Here is a 15,516-nt window from a genome sequence, read left to right as displayed (position 1 = left end):
GTCCTTCTGTACGCTCCATTCTGTATAGAAGCCGTCCCGGTATATCCTGCGGCTGTAGATGGGACATCCCAGGGTTTCAGGATCCCTCCCCTGCAGGTAGATCCGTTCACCGCAGGAAGGGCAGTAGTATCCATATAGCCGCAATGTTTCCAGGATGGTCACGGCGCATTGTGCCTTCCGCAGGGCCTCCAGCTGGGACAGATGGTCCTGCCTGCGGCTGATGGCCCGCTCATAACGCTGGTAAGGGCCGCCGACGCCGTAAAGGCCCATGCTGTCGTGCTGCTTTCGGGATAATTCCTCCATTTCAGACTGGGTCTTCCTTTCTTCTTTCCGGATGATTGCAGTGATATGCTCTTTTATCTTTTCAAGGTCCTTCATTCGGCAGCCGCCTTCCTGTCTTCCAGATGGAAGAATGCGCTGATATCCCATGTGCCCTTTAAATATTTTGCCGCAGGGCATTCCCCGTCGCCGTCTTCCTTATTGCAGGTGCAGCTTCCGTTTTGGTGCATGGCCAGCATGGAAGCCAGTGTTTCCCGCTGCCTGCTTCTGTAATTTGCTTCCGCAATGTTGCTGCAGCGGTGGTACCTGCCGCAGCTCTGCGCACATTCTGCAATATGTTTTTCAATCCCCATGCAGGCTACAGGAGCAGCCAGGGAGAGGGATGAGAAAAACTGTGGTTCCAGGGATGCGTCATGCAGGTGGTTCAGCGCAAGCTCCAGCAGGTCATTGTGGCTCAGGTTGGCATCATAGATGGCATCAAAGTATGCGCAGAGCAGCTCTGACAGTTCCGGGAATTCCTCCAGGTGCCCGGAATGGAACCTGGTACCCGGATTCTGTACGGCATCCGCAAGGGCATTGGCGAAATCCTCATCCAGATAGCGCCGCTCCATGATGCGGTAGGCTTTTTCCAGCTCATCATCTGTGAGCGTTATTGTTGTCTTTCTGTCACCCATGTTTCGTTCAATCTGAAGTTCTTTCATCTCTTTCTCCTTTTTGTATTTTGTTTTGGCGGTTATGCGCTTTTTTCCTGCAGGCATGCAGGAGCAGCTTCGTAAAGTTCCAGTGGAATCCACTTTCCATCCTGCCAGATGCAGTGGTTCGCCGTGCAGTAGAGGAGCGGCGCCGCATCCGGATCCTCCAGGCATTCCTGTGTGATATACAGCCCCAGGTGCCTCATATAGAAAGGCTCCAGTTCAGCCAGGAGCTTCTCCCGCAGCGCCCCGGTAAGGGAATCGAATTCCGCTATGTCCTGGTGGCGGAAGGCTGCGGCTGAGAGCTGCCTTAGGATGCCGGATTCGGCAATGGCCCCATTGATGATGGGGACAGCCTCGTCGATGCAGTCCCTGTGGATGCGGATGCCATGGAGCGCAGCCCGTTTTGCATAGTCCGATGCACAGCGGCTGATGCTGGCGCACAATGCGTCATAGCCTTTTTTGTACTTTGTCCTCAGCACGTCAAGGGGGACATTCTCCCGGTTGTGCTTCAGGGTGGACAGGAGCCCGGCCAGTTCCTCTCTGAGCCTGGCGGCTTCCTTTTCCCACGTTCCGTTCATGGCGTGTCATCCTTCCAAAAGGGGGCCGCCACATATTGCAGGCGGCCCCGGGTATCTCTGTGCATTGCGGGGATCAGGCTGTTATGCCGAAGGTGTCCCCGGGCTGGTTGTTGTAGCAGATGGTGTAGATGCTGTTCAGCGTCTCGAACCGCACATGGCTGGCGGAAGCCTCCAGGATGGCCTGCACGGTGGAAGTGCGGATCAGGTTCCCCTGGTACAGGTACATGGCGGGGATCCCTGGCCGCAGCACCTCTGTCAGTGCGCCGGTCACGGAGATTTCGCGCTTGTGTGCCAGTGGCTGGTTCTGCTCATGGTTCCTGTTCCTTAAAATTGTAAACATATCGTTCTCCTCCTTTATGCTACCTGGTAGTTCAGGCGGTATACGCCGTCCCCGCAGACTGTGTACTGGTCTTTGTGTTCATAGATGGTCGCGCGGATGCGCTCCCGGAAATGTCCGTTCTTTTTTGCTTTTGGATGCCCCTGTAGCCTGACGTAGAGCTCCGCCAGCGCCATCCTGCCGCCTGCGCTCTCAAGCGTCATGCGGATCAGGTGGTGCCAGGTCAGGGCGGTCAGGTCGGTGTCCGCCACGGAGAAGGTGCTGTCCTTCGCGAAATGGAAGGGCACCAGCAGGGCGTCCTTCTTATGCAGCAGGAGCAGGTATTCCGTCACGATGGGGATGAAGGGCTTCTGGTACCTGCGCTTGTCGGAGACGCAGTTGAACTGCCCCTTGACCAGGAAGGATTCAAAATCCCCCATCCGCATCATGTCGTTCTGGATGGAATAGAACCGTCCCTGCATCCGGATGTCGCCCACCAGGACAGCCAGTCGGCCGTCCTTCCGCAGCGCCATGTAGAGCTTCCGGATGCAGAGGTTCAGCTTCTCCAGAAAGTCATTGTAGTCCTCGCACCGGGACAGGTCATCCGGGTGGGGCTTCCCCCACATGTTCCCGGAATACTGGATGATGTTGTGGTAAGGCGAAATGAGAGCGCAGGCGCTCTCATGGAAGAACACCAGGTCCGCCGAATCCTCCACGTCGTCCTTCAGTGCGTTCCACCCGCCTTTCCCATGGGCCGGTGCGGGGTTCAGGTCATAGAGGATGGACCTTACGCCGCTCCTGTCTGCGGCGGCCTTGCTGGTGCCGGAGCCGGACATGGGGTCCAGGAGGGTGAACTGCGAGGTGTCCTTCCCATAGTAGCGCTTGGCATCCAGGACATAGCGGAGGATGGAGGACACCACCTCCGGGGAGCAGTTGCCCCGCCACTGGCTGTCCCCGCCGCTCCCGCGTTCCGGGAACGCCATGAAGGAGGTCAGCTCTTTGCCAAAAGCCCCCGCAGGCGGGGGCTTGCGCCTGCGCAGGTTCTCCGTCCCCAGCTCCTGTGCGATGCCCTGCCAGTCCTGGCCGAATTCACGCTCCAGGATGGCGGCGGCACGCCTGATCATCTCTTCATTCATCGCGCCGCCTCCTGTTTCCTGATATGCAGCTTCCATTCATGTGGCTGTGCCTCCTTTCCCTTAAAAATCCATTCCCATAAGGCGCACCCTCATGCGGTGGAACCGCCCATCGATGCTGCGTACAGTGGTGGAAAATATTTCTGCGATCTCCCTGCTGGTCAGCCCGTCTGCCTTCAGGTGCACCATCTGCCGTTCCGTCTCTGTCAGGCAGGAGAGTATCTCCATGGCCAGGAGCCGGTCTGCGGCCTGGTCCTGCAGGTCTTTCCGGCGGTCAGGCAGGATCTCGTCCAGTGTCAGCCCGTCCCTTGTATAGGTATTGGTACTGACCGTAGGCGCCTTGCGCTTCGGCCTGTTCTCGTAGGCGTAATGTCTGTTCAGGCAGTCGCCCATTCTCGTGAGACATAGAATTTCTTGGCTGACGTCCTTTGTCAGCTTAGAAATTCTTCTCACGATGTCCATCGCGACTGTGCTGAACTGGAGGCGGGACAGGGCCGGATCCTCGTCATATTCCTGCACCGCCTGGAGGTAACCGAAGATAACGATGTCATAATAGTCCTCAGCAGGAAGCCCTTTCTGGCTTAAGAAATGGAATACGGTTTCCAGGTTCTCCTCCGCAAATTTTTTCTGTAAATGTGTCAGTTCGTGTAGTCTGCTCATATGTCTTTCTCCTCCTGTATGATGGTCTCTGTCAAGATGTCTGCGATCAGCCTGACGCACATGCGCTCCGTGTCTATGACGGTGCGGTAGTGCGGCAGCACCACGGCCCCCATGGGGTGTCCTTTTGTGCCTATCGGCCAGAGCGTGTCTACCGGGTGGCTGCCGTCCTCCAGCAGGGGCAGCGGGCAGTCGGGGCTGTAGAGGTATGGCTCCAGCGCCTGGATATGGTCCCTTGCGGGCTGCGAGAGCATGGGCCCCCTCGGGATGGTGGCCACCCTGGAGGCAAGGACATGCTCCGTGTCGCATATGGCGCAGGCGAGCCGGAAGCTCCTGCAGAAGGCCGTAAGGCACGGCCCGCACACTCCCTCCCGGAAGCGCAGCGGCTGGTACTTGTTCAGGTGGATGCTGTTCTCGGCCACGCTGATCTCCATGGCATCCCCCTCGCGGAGCTGGAGGAGCCTGCGGATCTCCCGCGGCACCACGATCCTGCCCAGGTCATCGAACCTGCGGATGATGCCTGAGATTGCTGTCTCTTTCATTCGTGTGGTCTCCTTTCGTAAAAAGGGAACGCCGCAGCGGGCATTCCCTTCTTAGACATGGTGTATCTGTTCCCTTCCCGTGCTATGCGGCGTTCCGGGCTGCCTGCCGTGCCGCCACGGCATTCTTTGCCTTGGTGATGAGCGACGGGGCGATGGCGTGCTCCCAGCAGTCGATATAGGAGGATACGCTGCTTAGGAGGCCAAAGAGGTCCAGGTCGCTTAAGCTGGCATATACCTTTCCCGTGCTGACGAAGGAGCCGGGCTTCATGTATGTCCCGCCGTTGGCGTTCTGCAGCGGGATGCCCCTGCCGTTCTCCACCTCCACGTACCAGGGGAGCTTGCGCTCCGCGCCCTTGCCGTCCATGGTGGCGCGGATGATCCGCACCTTTGAGACTTTGGCATAGCCTTTCTCATCCTTATCGCCAAAGATCTTCTCCTGTTGGAAGGAATATTCCTGGAACCCGGCAGTCAGGCGGCTTAAGATGAACTTCGCCTCCTTTGGGGAGATGTTGGCGCATACGGTGACGGCCTTATCCCCGGTGCCTTTGGAATAGTCCTTCATCAGGATGCCGATCAGGGAGTGCGTCCGCCTCCCGTCCGGATCCGTCTCCCCGCCCGCGTGGATGTGGGCGTAGGAGGCGATGGGCGCGACCCTCAGCTTGTCCTGGAACTCCAGCAGGGTCCTGCTGTTCTTGTAGACGGCGATCTGGTTGGAGATGTAGTCTTCATTCGTGTTCATTCTGATGCCTTCCTTTCTGATTTTTTTATGACAAGGGTGCCGGTTATCAGGTCTGCCAGCAGGGTGTTGTCCAGCCTCCCGGAGCCGTCCGTCATCCCCTCGTCCGTGAAATAATAGGGGTTCCTGACTGTCAGCCGTATGTCGGGCCGTTTCTTCAGGATGCTGAACTCCTCGGTCAGCTCCAGCCCTGACAGGCGGCAGACCTTATCCATGTGGTTCATTTCCGTGTTCCCCTCCTTTCTCACGCGGCGTACAGGTTCTTCACCTTCTGGATGACGAGCCTGCCCAGGTTCACGGGGAGCTTCTCCAGGTCCGTGATGTCGAGGAAGCCGTCCCTGTAGATCCGCTGGATGTTGGGCTTGTCGCTGCCGATGGCCGCGGCGAACATCTCTATCCCTTTGGCGGAATATTCCTTCTTGATGCCCCGCAGGTCTGCCTCCGCCTCTGTGCCGTAATAGTTGTCTGCAGCAGGCTGCCCGTCGGAGATGACGATCAGGAGCCTTATGGCCTCCGGCCTGGTCATCAGGCGCTCCGCCACATAGCGCAGGGCTGCCCCGTCACGGTTCCCGCTCCTGGCGCTCATGTCCATCATGCGGTACTGGTCCTTGTTGTCGATGGAGTCGAACTCCGCATAGGCGTAGAGCTCCACGCCGTCGTATTCCGTATGGCCGTAGATGGCCACCGGGATGTCCAGCCCCTTGCAGAAGTCATGGAGGATGATGGAGGCTGACCGGGCATGGGTAATCCTGTCGGCGGAGCTCATGGAGCCGCTCTCGTCAACCAGGATGGCCACGGCGATGTCCGTCCGGTCGTTGGGGAGCTTCAGCTTGTAGAACAGCTTCCCGTCGTTGCGGACCGCGTTGCGCACGCTGATCCGCTTCCCCAGGGGGAGGTTGTCCAGCTTCCCGCCTTCCTTGTAGTCCTTGAGTATCTGCGACACCTGCTTCTGGAGCCGTCTGGAGATCAGGAGCAGCGGCGGGGCCACCTTCCGGTAGGCCTCCATGTATGCCGGGGCCACATAGGACATGCGGTTGACGTTGACGTGTACGCCCCGGTGGGCGTTGCCGTAACGGATCCGCTCCGATTCCGCCTACAGCTCCTCGGAGAGCTCCTGCTCATAGGAGGCGTAGGCGGCCTCCTCCGCAAGCTGCGCCATGATGCGCTCCATGTCCTCGGCCGCCTGCGACACATAGCCGGAGCCGGCATAGTCATTGGTGTGGCTGGTGCCGCCGTCGCCGTCCTCCCCGATTTCGTCGGTTTTTTCCAGCTCCAGCCGCCCGGCCTCGTAGTCCAGGACCTGCTGGAGCTGGCTCCGGTCGTCCTCGTCGTCTCCGGAGCCGTGCCGTCCTTTCCTTCCGGGGATTGGCGTCCCCGTCCTGCCCGGCAGCGGTGCGGTGCGTGCAAGCTGCCCGCCCAGCTCCGCCGCTGCCTTGTCTGTGCCATTCTTGATGTCCTCCCGTACCTGCTTGATGTAGCTCTCCATATATGGCCACAGCAGGAGGAGCATCTTGTTGGCGGCATCGAAGCGCGCCCTGGCATCGTCGTCATAGGCTGCATCGTCTATATAGGGGATGCACTCATAGACGGTATTCAGGTACGGTCCCTTGTAGCCATCCAGGTTGTTGATGTCACCGGTCTTCGCGTACTGGATCAGCAGGTTCGCCACGATGGCCACCTCATGGTGCTGCTTCTCTATCTCCTCCGTGACGGAAGCCATCTCCTCCGCAAAGCGCAGGCCGTTGAGCAGGATGCCCGTCTTCAGTCCGCCGGGGAAGGCGTCGCACATGCGGCCTTCGATATACACGTCCTCCATCATGTTCACCAGGGAGTGCGCGATGTTGCAGAGCGCTTTTGTTACTGCCTCGTCCTTTTCCTCAAGGAATTCCCTGATCTCATTCAGGCTCCGCTCCTGCTTCGGGGACAGGCCCTCCGGCTCCCGGGGGTAAAACCTGCCGCCGGACAGCGCCTGGTGGTAGGTCTCCAGCATGGTGAAGTCGGAAAACAGGATGTGCCCGCACTCATGCCCCACGATCCCTAACAGGCTGTCCGCCCTGAGGCTCCTTGTGGGGAAGCTCCTGGTCAGGAAGTTGCCCGCGTTTACGGTGATGGTGCGGCTGTCCGTGTGGGCGATGTCCGCATTGGGGAGCGCGTCCCAGTAGGTCTTCACGCTGCTCTTCCTGCGGTAGCGCCCGGTGGCCGCCTCCGCGATGTCCGTCAGGTATGCCGCGAACTGCGGGGAGGCGAAGAGCTGCTCATCCGTCAGCTTCCCTTTCTCGTCTGCGATCCTCCTGCGGATCGCTGTGTGTGATGTCCTCATTTGTTCTCGTCCCTTCTTTCCTCTTATTATTTGGATTCTTTAGTGGGAGCCGTTCCAGGAAGAGCGCGTCCGTGGCCAGCCCGAATTCTTCTGCCAGCGCCACCAGCACATGGGCGGGCGGCAGGCACAGGGCGTTCTCGTACCGGGAGATGCTCTTCTGGGTGACTCCCAGCTTTCTTGCCAGCGTCTTCTGGGAGAGGCAGGGGCTGCGCGACATGCGCAGGCGTCTCAGGTTCCCTGCCAGCCGGCGCTTCAGCTGCTGTTCTTTCTGGTAATCCATGGGCGTGTCCCTCCCTATGCCGCGAACTTCTGCTCCAGACAGGAGGAGAGGATGTCGGCGCGGTTTTCCGGGTCCCCCGATACGGAGGAGAGCACCGTGTATTTTGCGGCTTCCAGCACGCTCCCGCAGACCATGTAGGACTGCACCCAGCTGATGAGCTCCCGCACGCCGCAGCTCCCGTCGCTGATCATGGTCTCCCGGCAGCGCTCGCTGATCTCCTGCACGGAGGCGGCCATGTCCGAGACGGCCGACCTGTCCGCGCACCCGGTCACCTTCATCACGCGCTCCGTCAGTGTGTCCACGTCCGGCTCCTCGATGTCCATGATCAAGTTCATCCTGGAGATGACGGACTGGTTCATGTCCCGGCAGCCCGCATAGTTGTTGTTCGTGGTCACGATCACCACGGTGTCCGGATGCCTGTGCACCACCTCGCCCGTGGTCAGCGTGACGCTGGCGCATCGGTCCAGGAGGGCGTTCAGGCCTACCAGCACGCCGGGGTTCGCTATGACCGTGGGCTCCTGTATCTCTATCACATAGCCGTTCCTGATCGCCGTGATCAGGGGCGTCTCCACGTAGCGGAACCGCTGCCCGGAAGCGTTGTCCGCCATCAGGGCCTTTGCGTCCTGTGCCATCACTTCCAGCAGCTTGTCGTAGACCTCCGCGTCCGTGACTGTTTCATCGTAGGTTCCCGTCAGCTTCTTGTAGGCGGACGGCGGGTCCATCTGGATGTCCGTCAGGGTGGGATAGTCCCTGCCGTCCTGCGGCTTTTCATCCGTTTCCGGGAGCATCTGCCCCAGGAAGTCGTATATTTCTGTATTGGCGGAGCAGGTGTAGTACAGGTAGGGAAGTCCCAGCCCTGCGGCCACTGCTTTCGCGCCTTCGGTCTTTCCCGTCCCGGCAGGGCCGCGCATCATGAAGTTGCGCATGGGCTGGCTGCCGGCCGTGGTCATCTGTGCGTGCCTGCAGATGGTGGTGACCTCCGGCGGGATGACGTACCAGTCCTCGATCCGGGGCACCATGAGCTCTTCCTTCGGCGTGAGGGTCCGGTCTGACAGGGGATAGCTCTTTACGAAGCCGTCCCTGTCCACAGGACCGGCAGCGGCATGGGCGGCAGCTCCCGTAAGGATGCGGAAGGTGCCGTAGAGCACGCTGCTGGGGGAATAGGTGTTCCTGGACATGTTGACGGCGGTGAGCTGGGGCATGTTCCCCGTGGTGGGGAGGCTCAGCCTGATCCCCGCTGCGGGGAGGGTGTCCGCGCTTTCAATCCTGCGGTAGAGGTTGTCGCACAGGACGAAGGCCGCCTTCTCCGCCTCGTCCATGTCCGCGTAGCCGTCGTCCCTGCATTTTCCCAGCAGTTCATAGCTCTCCCGGAACTCGTCGTCCTTCATGGCCTCCGGGATCAGGGCGAAGAACAGCGCCGTGCCGGTGTTCCCGCCGTCCTTCAGGGAATAGACCTTCGGGGAGGCGGCAGGGTCCTCGTACCGGCCCACGTTGAACTTGCCGTTCTTCCTGTTGAACACCACCACATGGATCTCCCCGGTGCGGCTCTGGTATTCCGCCACGGTCTTCTCCCCCTGGGTGCCGATGGCGCTTTCAGAGGTGCTGCCCGGCGTCAGGCTGGTGTCCATCTCCATGTAGGCGAGGACTGCCGAGAGGAGAGGGGCGTGCAGCGTGGCCTTTTTGGTTGCCACCGTGCAGTAGGTGGAGTAGTGGGCGGTGCTTATGTTGGATGCGAGCTTGTCGAAAGGCTCAGGCATGCTGAGCTTCCAGGTCCAGTTGTTGAATAAAGGCGTCTTTGCCATGGTTCGTTCTTCCTTTCTTTTAGGTTTTGTGGGAATCTCCTAGATCCATGAGACCTGCAGGGTGTTCCCCGTGATCTTTCCTTTCAGTTCGTCCTCTGCCAGCAGCACCACCAGCTCGTCCCAGCAGCCTTTCGCCGGGAAGGAGTCCAAGGTGCCCTTCAGCATCTCCTTTTTCTGCCTGTTGACGACGACGTCCCCGTTCTCCTTGATGGTGAGTCTGGTATGGCCGTTGGCGTTCAGGTCTGTGATCAGGGACTCCAGCACCTTCTGGCCTACCAGTTCGTACCATACCCTTACGTCCACCACGGGTGGCTCTGCTGGCATCTCTTCTGCGGCATCAGCACCGTTTGTTCCTGCTGCGGTCCCGGAACTGTTTCCGGAAGGATCCGCAAAGCTGCCGATGGTCATGGGCTCCACATGGATGCGCCCGAAGCGGTCGAAGGAGATGTCCGCATGGGTGTAGGCGTCCATGTTCTCCACCAGGATGCGCACGGTTCCGCCTGCCAGGATGTGCTGTAGGGAGGGTGCGTCCTTCCACTGCCAGATGGACTGGGGGTAGGCAGACTTGAGCTTCTCCGTGATCCGCAGTGAGATATGGAGCAGCATGGTCTCTGCCTCCATGCTGTCAGGGGCAGGCTTTGCAGGGGAGGACGGTTCGGTTTCCGGTTCCTCCCATGCCGTTCTTTCTGCAGGCGCCCTTGTCCTGGCTGTCCGCCTTATGCGGATAGGACGGGTAGGGCGGGTGCCGCGTTTCCTTGCCGGTTTTCCTGCCTTCCGGAGAAGGAACATTCCGGCGGTCACGACAATCCAGAGGATAATGGCAAGCGCCATCAGCTTCTGGGAGTGCTCCTTCTGGAAAAAGGCGGCCAGGAGGAGCAGGGTGATGATCAGGATTTTGATGCTGCGGGTGAATACATTCTTTCTCATTTGGTCTTCTCAGTCCTTTCTGCTTTAAAAGCTTGAAATAAAAAAAGGAGGAACTACACCGGGATTCGTTTCCCTGGTGCAATTCCTCCTGTGCCGCCAGCCGTGCCAAAGGCATCAGTTGAACGGCAGTCCATTCTCTCCACAGTCCTCCACGTTCATGAAGCCGTTGTCTGCACTGGCGGGTGCGCCGCTGCCTGCATTGGCATTGCTGCTTTCCGTGCGTTTCCCGCCGGGGACATAGCTCCATTCGTACACGGTGATCTTGGGGATCAGGCCTTTTGTGCCGTCCTTGCGGGTGAATTCCACGATGTCGAGGTCGCCCGTGATGAAGAGCAGGCTGCCCTTCCTGGCACCGGCGTTGACGATCCTTTCCGCCGCTTTCCCGAACAGGACGCACTGGTAGAAGTTGGCGTGCTCCTGCTCCCCGTAGCCCTTGTTGACTGCCACGTTGAACTGGACGTATTCCGTCCTGTTCTGGCTTGTCTGGAGCTCCAGGTCTGCTGTGACCCTGCCTGTGAGTGTGATTGGTGTAAACATGATGCATTCTCCTTTCTTGGTGAAGATTTTTGGTGGCATTAAAAAAAGTGCCAAAAAACTGCCACTTACTGGCATGGTTTTTCTGACACTCATTTCAATCATAAACAGCGTGTGCGTGTATGCGCATGGCATATCCCGATGGGAAGCACAAAAATCAATTACAGGAATATCTTAGCACAATATATGGCATATGTCAAATGTTTGGATACAAGATTTTGTGTTTTGCGTCCTGCATAAAAATTGTCATATAAAAGGGCATCTTTGGTGGGCAGACAGTGCAGATATTAGCCCACTGATTTACAGTAGGGCAACTATTTCCGCAGCTATTTCGTCCAGGTCCTTATTTTCAGTGTTGATTCTTACAGCATCGGGATACTCTGCTTCCAGATACTGCATCTGCCATGGTATTTTAGGTATCTGCTGTGTCTGTGCGTCCTTGCCCCGGATTGGGTCATTTTCTATACGGGATATGATAGTTTCCCTTGTCGCTTCAAGAATGATGTGGAGCATGGGTACGTCTTTCTCTTCAAAATAATTCAGGAGTTCCTTTTCACATAGTTTCGTCACAAGCGACATAGATACGATGGGCATCCTGCCAGAGCCATACATCTTTTCCTCTATTGCTTTTAGGAGTATGTTGAGAAAAGCTTTATTATAATATGGCTCGAATCCGGAGAGGGCTTCGCTAAAGTGGTCATGAATGAAATCTGTCCAATATAGAATTGCCTATTCTGCCCCCACCAGTACCGTCATTATTTATCCAGCACATACATTAACTGGCTTGCAAGCATAATCTGCTCCATCGCCTCTCTCTTTGTGCATGAAAGATTTTCATGAGCGGACGGATTTCTATATGCTGCAAAAGTTCCTTCAAATATAGATTGTATACCTCTACGGTAATCCTTCCCACTTGCTGTAGATAAATCAGCAAAATGGTACGCCCCATTTTCTGTAAGCAATGCACCTATAATATCACCAACTTTTGTCGGCACCGTGACACCTGGTTTTAACAATTGAAAAAGTTCCCTTAATCTTGTTTCAACCTCTTTGATTGCCTTTTCTGCTGCTGAATCATAATATCCATCACAAAATAATTCTTGTGAAATTGCTACAATATGAGGATGAATCTCATGCCAAACAGCTACATCAACAGGTTCTTCTACGATATGACCAATAATAATATACAGCTCACCAAAGGCTGCGTTATTTACTGTAACTGTACCATATGCAGAACTTTTGAAAAGATTTGTAGAAATATTCTTTAACGCTCTCGCATAAAAAGGATACTCCTTTACAATCTCTTCTGCAATAGTATTAATCTGATAACAAGTATTATTTGCTGAAGCTAAATCAGTTGTTACCGTTCCAACAGAAGCTAATCCCATATTTACATTATTTATCCAACTTTGCAAATTTCTAAGTTCATTCTCATATGCAATTTTCATCATTTTAGTCTCCTGTTTATTCTCTTTTAACACTTTATATTTTTACTTGCGCACTCGTAGTACCTCACCGCTCCTATTACTACTAAGAATTTAAAACTAACGAGTCTATATAGGCGTCTATCTCTTCAACTTTTAAATATGTTGGATTCTTAATCATAAATAACAATGTTAACCGCAGAAAATCAACTGCCATTTTAGGAATATATATTCTATTTTCGCCACTACCTATATAAATGTCCTTATCCTTTAATTCGTCTCCATGAACAATTCTCGAACGCAAATTATATATCTTTTTCATATACCCTCTTCCATTTGTTGCCAAATATTCAGGATTACCTACCTTTGAGAATACCAGAGGTATGCGACTTGCTATTGCATTTGTGATCTCTGTATGTGTACTTCCAGCTAGTAAAGATTCTAATCCAATGCACGCATCAGTAGTCATATCATCGACTTCATCGCGCAACATACACCTATTAAATCTCATAATCGGAAATTTAAGTTTCTTTACATTATTTTTATACGATTCATATAATGATGCTATTTCATCACATTGTGCTTCTGTTACAAAAGATACGGGAAGATTCACCCAATTCATTTTAACAAATTTCGGATTTACAAAATGGGATTTAGCTCCATATATTGCATTCAAATCTGCAATAGTTTCATATATCCAATCTTTGGGTATACAAAAAATATGCTCATAACCAATGTGATATCCAGTAGCAACTCTAATCATTCCAAATATTTCATCAATCTTTTCTAAAGGATAGCATGTGTAATCTTGCATAATGGAATCAAAAGAATAGTCCCCATCCTTTTTATAATTATAATTATGAAGAACAATCATATGTGTTGCACAAGCAGCAATCCAATCTTCTTTAGCTACTTCATATTTACATATTATTTGTCTAGCTTTTTGCAACTGCTCCGGAATTCGTATTATTTCTACATTCTCATCAATTTTTATTGCATCTTTAGCAAACGTAGCTAAACAAATCGGAATTCCAATATCAAAATACAAAGTCTCTTCTAAATAAAACAAAAGTCTTTCTGCAACATATGGCTTAATCAGTTCCTCCATATCATCTGGAATGATTTCCGTTGCATTTGTAATAAATAGATATCTTTCAACTATATCACTTACAATCCCACGAATTATGTAATCAGACAATTCTGCTTTATCCGTGAATAATCTTAACATTTCTGGTTCAGAATTAATCCACTGCCTTATATCATTTATTTTTTCATATTTTTTAAGATCAATATATTCAGTTCTATACCCCTCAAATATTGATGGATAATACTTCTTATCTTCTGGATACGATTTCATTTCATACTTAGGAATTTTATATTTTAAAAAAGGTATTTTTTCTCTATACTCTTCATCAAAATATTTTTCATCGAAAAAGTAAGCATTGTCTAATGCTGGGTACTTGTCCATGAGTAATGGACTTCTTTTCAAATCATGCGTCCCAATAAATACATGAGCATCCTTAATAACCATGATACATACTTCTACAAATTCATTAAAAAGTTTTACTGCCTGTTCATCAGTAACTGCCATTCAATCAATCACTCCTTTGCATAAAATTTCCAAAATATATTATATCATCAGACTTCTGCTTACACTACAAAAAATAATATCATATTTTTGTCCTGCCTTATTGTTTAGTCTGAAAGATAAATGAATGGGATATTTGCACTGTTTTGTTATTTGATGCCTTGCGTTGCTTCACGTTCCATGTCCTCCAGCTCCTCCATGGTTTTTGTGACGGTCTGGCCATCGGCTATCTGCCGGGCCGCTTTCTCCAGCTGCTTCATGTTCGGTTCTGAATAAAATGGATTGGGGGAAGCTTCGCTGTCAGTCTGGAGGGCATCGCTGCCGTTCAGCTCCGCAAGCATGATCTTTTCCAGGCGCGTGATGTCAGGGAATACCACTTTCCTGCCCCTTGCATGGAGCTGACGCAGCCGTTTCATGTTCGTGCTTATCTCGCTGTGGACGGAGTGCTTTACCGGGACCGGATTGTTGTTCCTGGTATGTATGTGGTCCAGATAGTGTTCAGTGACAGGGAACATGTTCTGCAGGAGGAAAGCGGCGTTTTTCCCGTCAAACTCTCCAAGGACAATGGTGAGGCATCTGCCATATTTTTTTACCTGTTTGTCATGGATCGCCCTGAACTTGTCCACCCGGCTGCTTAAGGGAACCATCCAGAGCAGAGAGGTCTTCGCATCCTTCAGGCAGTAGAAAGTCGGGCGGTATGTACCGTTCTCCTTGTTCTGCATGAGCATATCGTCATTTACTTTTTCAAAATATTCGTCTTTGATGTGATATACATAGCCTTCTTTGTAAAGCATGCGCCACCGCCTATAAAATCAGCCCTACCTTGCGATAGGGCCGAGAATTTTCGGGCCGGACATTTATTAGACGCCTCCGGTGGGCGAGCCATATTTTCGGACCGGTCATTTATAGGCCGCCAACGGTAAGCGGACAATATTTTCGATAGATTTCTCTATCTCTATTATCATTATACGAAAGAGGCAGGAATATGTCAATTTGTTCATCAATATTTTATTTCCTGCGGTTTTAATTCCTCCACACCGAGCAGGTTATTTGCCGGCGCCGCTTTGGTTAAGAGCGGGTTCTGCCCGGACGGGATGCTGTCTGGAGCCCTGAAATAGAAACGGTAGGAGAGGCCTGGACGGATCTTCTGGTCTTTCCCAACCCGGAGCAGGTGCTCGCTGCCATCCTGGTCGGTAAGGACGATATCATAGCTGTTCCTGAAGGGCTTCAGCCGGACGTCCGTGCAGGTGCCCTCCAGCACGGAGTAGGATCTTCTTTTGATCTGGAGGGCAAGCAGCGTGGCTTTTGCAGCGGAGCCGGCAGAGAGCAGGATGCTCAGGATGAGGAAGGAAGCGTCCCTTTCATGGAGGGAGAAGACGGATCCGGTAAAAAGACAGCCAGCCCCGACAAGAAGGGTCAGGGCCAGCCGCCGTAGCAGTGGTTTGGGTATGTGTTCCATAAATGGCCTCCTTACAGGATCTGGAAAGTGACCTGCTGCTTCAGGTACAGGTTGGCGACGGCGGCGATTACGGGGAACCTGGCCTCGGAGGTGCGGCACTCCGTGACGATGCCCTCGCAGTCGCTGCCGTCCTCCCGGTACAGGGTGTCCATCAGGTCGCTGCTGTCCCTGATGCGGGACTTCCCCTTTTCCGTGCACTGGATCAGCTCCGCGGTGGACAGCATCTCATGGCGCAGCAGTGCCAGG

Annotated in this window: 20 protein-coding genes and 1 pseudogene; all 21 read right to left on the bottom strand. The window is 53.8% G+C overall.

Annotated elements, in window-relative coordinates; translation table 11 throughout:
• Nucleotides 1-378 (bottom strand): hypothetical protein (locus tag Q2B33_RS18225; RefSeq protein WP_300822927.1); only part of this gene is annotated, 378 nt, incomplete at its 3' end.
• Nucleotides 375-953, bottom strand: coding sequence for a hypothetical protein (locus tag Q2B33_RS18220; protein WP_300816055.1), 579 nt, complete (start codon nucleotides 951-953; stop codon nucleotides 375-377). The genes Q2B33_RS18220 and Q2B33_RS18225, both read right to left, overlap by 4 nt.
• 59 nt (nucleotides 954-1,012) lie before the next feature.
• The gene (locus Q2B33_RS18215) at nucleotides 1,013-1,552 is read right to left on the bottom strand and encodes a hypothetical protein (RefSeq protein WP_300571275.1); all 540 of its coding nucleotides are present in this window, start codon (nucleotides 1,550-1,552) and stop codon (nucleotides 1,013-1,015) included.
• A gap of 73 nt (nucleotides 1,553-1,625) precedes the next feature.
• Nucleotides 1,626-1,892, bottom strand: coding sequence for a hypothetical protein (locus tag Q2B33_RS18210; RefSeq protein ID WP_300571277.1), 267 nt, complete (start codon nucleotides 1,890-1,892; stop codon nucleotides 1,626-1,628).
• A gap of 14 nt (nucleotides 1,893-1,906) precedes the next feature.
• Complete coding sequence (locus Q2B33_RS18205) at nucleotides 1,907-3,004, bottom strand: SAM-dependent methyltransferase (RefSeq protein ID WP_300571279.1); 1,098 nt, start codon at nucleotides 3,002-3,004, stop codon at nucleotides 1,907-1,909.
• Between the two features lie 60 nt (nucleotides 3,005-3,064).
• Entirely contained in the window at nucleotides 3,065-3,661 is a 597-nt protein-coding gene (locus tag Q2B33_RS18200) for a sigma factor-like helix-turn-helix DNA-binding protein (protein WP_300571281.1), read from the bottom strand.
• On the bottom strand, nucleotides 3,658-4,200 hold the full coding sequence (locus tag Q2B33_RS18195; protein ID WP_300571283.1) for an AbrB/MazE/SpoVT family DNA-binding domain-containing protein: 543 nt from the start codon (nucleotides 4,198-4,200) through the stop codon (nucleotides 3,658-3,660). Before Q2B33_RS18195 ends, Q2B33_RS18200 begins: the two co-directional genes overlap by 4 nt.
• Before the next feature lie 82 nt (nucleotides 4,201-4,282).
• On the bottom strand, nucleotides 4,283-4,939 hold the full coding sequence (locus Q2B33_RS18190; protein WP_300571285.1) for a hypothetical protein: 657 nt from the start codon (nucleotides 4,937-4,939) through the stop codon (nucleotides 4,283-4,285).
• Complete coding sequence (locus Q2B33_RS18185; RefSeq protein WP_300571287.1) at nucleotides 4,936-5,160, bottom strand: hypothetical protein; 225 nt, start codon at nucleotides 5,158-5,160, stop codon at nucleotides 4,936-4,938. Before Q2B33_RS18185 ends, Q2B33_RS18190 begins: the two co-directional genes overlap by 4 nt.
• Nucleotides 5,161-5,180: 20 nt before the next feature.
• Nucleotides 5,181-5,966 (bottom strand): nitric oxide reductase activation protein NorD, encoded by a 786-nt coding sequence (locus Q2B33_RS18180; RefSeq protein WP_300815872.1) that lies wholly within the window; start codon nucleotides 5,964-5,966, stop codon nucleotides 5,181-5,183.
• A gap of 63 nt (nucleotides 5,967-6,029) precedes the next feature.
• Nucleotides 6,030-7,256: a hypothetical protein gene (locus tag Q2B33_RS18175; protein WP_300571291.1), complete on the bottom strand. Its 1,227-nt coding sequence runs from the start codon at nucleotides 7,254-7,256 to the stop codon at nucleotides 6,030-6,032.
• Nucleotides 7,192-7,536, bottom strand: a complete 345-nt coding sequence (locus Q2B33_RS18170; protein WP_300571293.1) for a helix-turn-helix domain-containing protein — start codon at nucleotides 7,534-7,536, stop codon at nucleotides 7,192-7,194. Before Q2B33_RS18170 ends, Q2B33_RS18175 begins: the two co-directional genes overlap by 65 nt.
• A 14-nt stretch (nucleotides 7,537-7,550) precedes the next feature.
• Entirely contained in the window at nucleotides 7,551-9,338 is a 1,788-nt protein-coding gene (locus Q2B33_RS18165) for an AAA family ATPase (protein ID WP_300571295.1), read from the bottom strand.
• 39 nt (nucleotides 9,339-9,377) lie between these two features.
• Nucleotides 9,378-10,265 (bottom strand): hypothetical protein, encoded by an 888-nt coding sequence (locus Q2B33_RS18160; RefSeq protein ID WP_300571297.1) that lies wholly within the window; start codon nucleotides 10,263-10,265, stop codon nucleotides 9,378-9,380.
• Between the two features lie 114 nt (nucleotides 10,266-10,379).
• A complete protein-coding gene (locus Q2B33_RS18155; protein ID WP_300571299.1) occupies nucleotides 10,380-10,802 on the bottom strand; it encodes a single-stranded DNA-binding protein in 423 nt (140 codons plus the stop codon).
• 297 nt (nucleotides 10,803-11,099) lie between these two features.
• On the bottom strand, nucleotides 11,100-11,378 hold the full coding sequence (locus Q2B33_RS18150; RefSeq protein ID WP_300571301.1) for a hypothetical protein: 279 nt from the start codon (nucleotides 11,376-11,378) through the stop codon (nucleotides 11,100-11,102).
• A 176-nt stretch (nucleotides 11,379-11,554) separates the two neighbouring features.
• Nucleotides 11,555-12,250, bottom strand: coding sequence for a TIGR02391 family protein (locus tag Q2B33_RS18145; RefSeq protein ID WP_300571303.1), 696 nt, complete (start codon nucleotides 12,248-12,250; stop codon nucleotides 11,555-11,557).
• Nucleotides 12,251-12,329: 79 nt separating this feature from the next.
• Nucleotides 12,330-13,814, bottom strand: coding sequence for a HEPN domain-containing protein (locus Q2B33_RS18140; protein WP_300571305.1), 1,485 nt, complete (start codon nucleotides 13,812-13,814; stop codon nucleotides 12,330-12,332).
• 146 nt (nucleotides 13,815-13,960) lie between these two features.
• Nucleotides 13,961-14,605, bottom strand: a complete 645-nt coding sequence (gene cptIN, locus Q2B33_RS18135; RefSeq protein ID WP_300571307.1) for a type III toxin-antitoxin system CptIN family toxin — start codon at nucleotides 14,603-14,605, stop codon at nucleotides 13,961-13,963.
• 206 nt (nucleotides 14,606-14,811) lie between these two features.
• Entirely contained in the window at nucleotides 14,812-15,270 is a 459-nt protein-coding gene (locus tag Q2B33_RS18130) for a hypothetical protein (RefSeq protein ID WP_300571309.1), read from the bottom strand.
• Nucleotides 15,271-15,281: 11 nt separating this feature from the next.
• Nucleotides 15,282-15,516 (bottom strand): annotated as a pseudogene (locus tag Q2B33_RS18125) (hypothetical protein); the annotation flags it as partial.

The sequence above is a fragment of the uncultured Acetatifactor sp. genome (genome assembly GCF_948601915.1).
Classification (GTDB): Bacteria; Bacillota; Clostridia; order Lachnospirales; family Lachnospiraceae; genus Acetatifactor.
This window is presented reverse-complemented; position numbering and strand designations above follow the sequence as displayed.

Bases quoted from the DNA above. Each gene is read 5' to 3' on its own strand.
- Q2B33_RS18220 (WP_300816055.1), bottom strand. From the start codon at position 953: ATGGGTGACAGAAAGACAACAATAACGCTCACAGATGATGAGCTGGAA.
- Q2B33_RS18215 (WP_300571275.1), bottom strand. From the start codon at position 1,552: ATGAACGGAACGTGGGAAAAGGAAGCCGCCAGGCTCAGAGAGGAACTG.
- Q2B33_RS18210 (WP_300571277.1), bottom strand. From the start codon at position 1,892: ATGTTTACAATTTTAAGGAACAGGAACCATGAGCAGAACCAGCCACTG.
- Q2B33_RS18205 (WP_300571279.1), bottom strand. From the start codon at position 3,004: ATGAATGAAGAGATGATCAGGCGTGCCGCCGCCATCCTGGAGCGTGAA.
- Q2B33_RS18200 (WP_300571281.1), bottom strand. From the start codon at position 3,661: ATGAGCAGACTACACGAACTGACACATTTACAGAAAAAATTTGCGGAG.
- Q2B33_RS18195 (WP_300571283.1), bottom strand. From the start codon at position 4,200: ATGAAAGAGACAGCAATCTCAGGCATCATCCGCAGGTTCGATGACCTG.
- Q2B33_RS18190 (WP_300571285.1), bottom strand. From the start codon at position 4,939: ATGAACACGAATGAAGACTACATCTCCAACCAGATCGCCGTCTACAAG.
- Q2B33_RS18185 (WP_300571287.1), bottom strand. From the start codon at position 5,160: ATGAACCACATGGATAAGGTCTGCCGCCTGTCAGGGCTGGAGCTGACC.
- Q2B33_RS18180 (WP_300815872.1), bottom strand. From the start codon at position 5,966: ATGTCCTATGTGGCCCCGGCATACATGGAGGCCTACCGGAAGGTGGCC.
- Q2B33_RS18175 (WP_300571291.1), bottom strand. From the start codon at position 7,256: ATGAGGACATCACACACAGCGATCCGCAGGAGGATCGCAGACGAGAAA.
- Q2B33_RS18170 (WP_300571293.1), bottom strand. From the start codon at position 7,536: ATGGATTACCAGAAAGAACAGCAGCTGAAGCGCCGGCTGGCAGGGAAC.
- Q2B33_RS18165 (WP_300571295.1), bottom strand. From the start codon at position 9,338: ATGGCAAAGACGCCTTTATTCAACAACTGGACCTGGAAGCTCAGCATG.
- Q2B33_RS18160 (WP_300571297.1), bottom strand. From the start codon at position 10,265: ATGAGAAAGAATGTATTCACCCGCAGCATCAAAATCCTGATCATCACC.
- Q2B33_RS18155 (WP_300571299.1), bottom strand. From the start codon at position 10,802: ATGTTTACACCAATCACACTCACAGGCAGGGTCACAGCAGACCTGGAG.
- Q2B33_RS18150 (WP_300571301.1), bottom strand. From the start codon at position 11,378: ATGTCGCTTGTGACGAAACTATGTGAAAAGGAACTCCTGAATTATTTT.
- Q2B33_RS18145 (WP_300571303.1), bottom strand. From the start codon at position 12,250: ATGATGAAAATTGCATATGAGAATGAACTTAGAAATTTGCAAAGTTGG.
- Q2B33_RS18140 (WP_300571305.1), bottom strand. From the start codon at position 13,814: ATGGCAGTTACTGATGAACAGGCAGTAAAACTTTTTAATGAATTTGTA.
- cptIN (WP_300571307.1), bottom strand. From the start codon at position 14,605: ATGCTTTACAAAGAAGGCTATGTATATCACATCAAAGACGAATATTTT.
- Q2B33_RS18130 (WP_300571309.1), bottom strand. From the start codon at position 15,270: ATGGAACACATACCCAAACCACTGCTACGGCGGCTGGCCCTGACCCTT.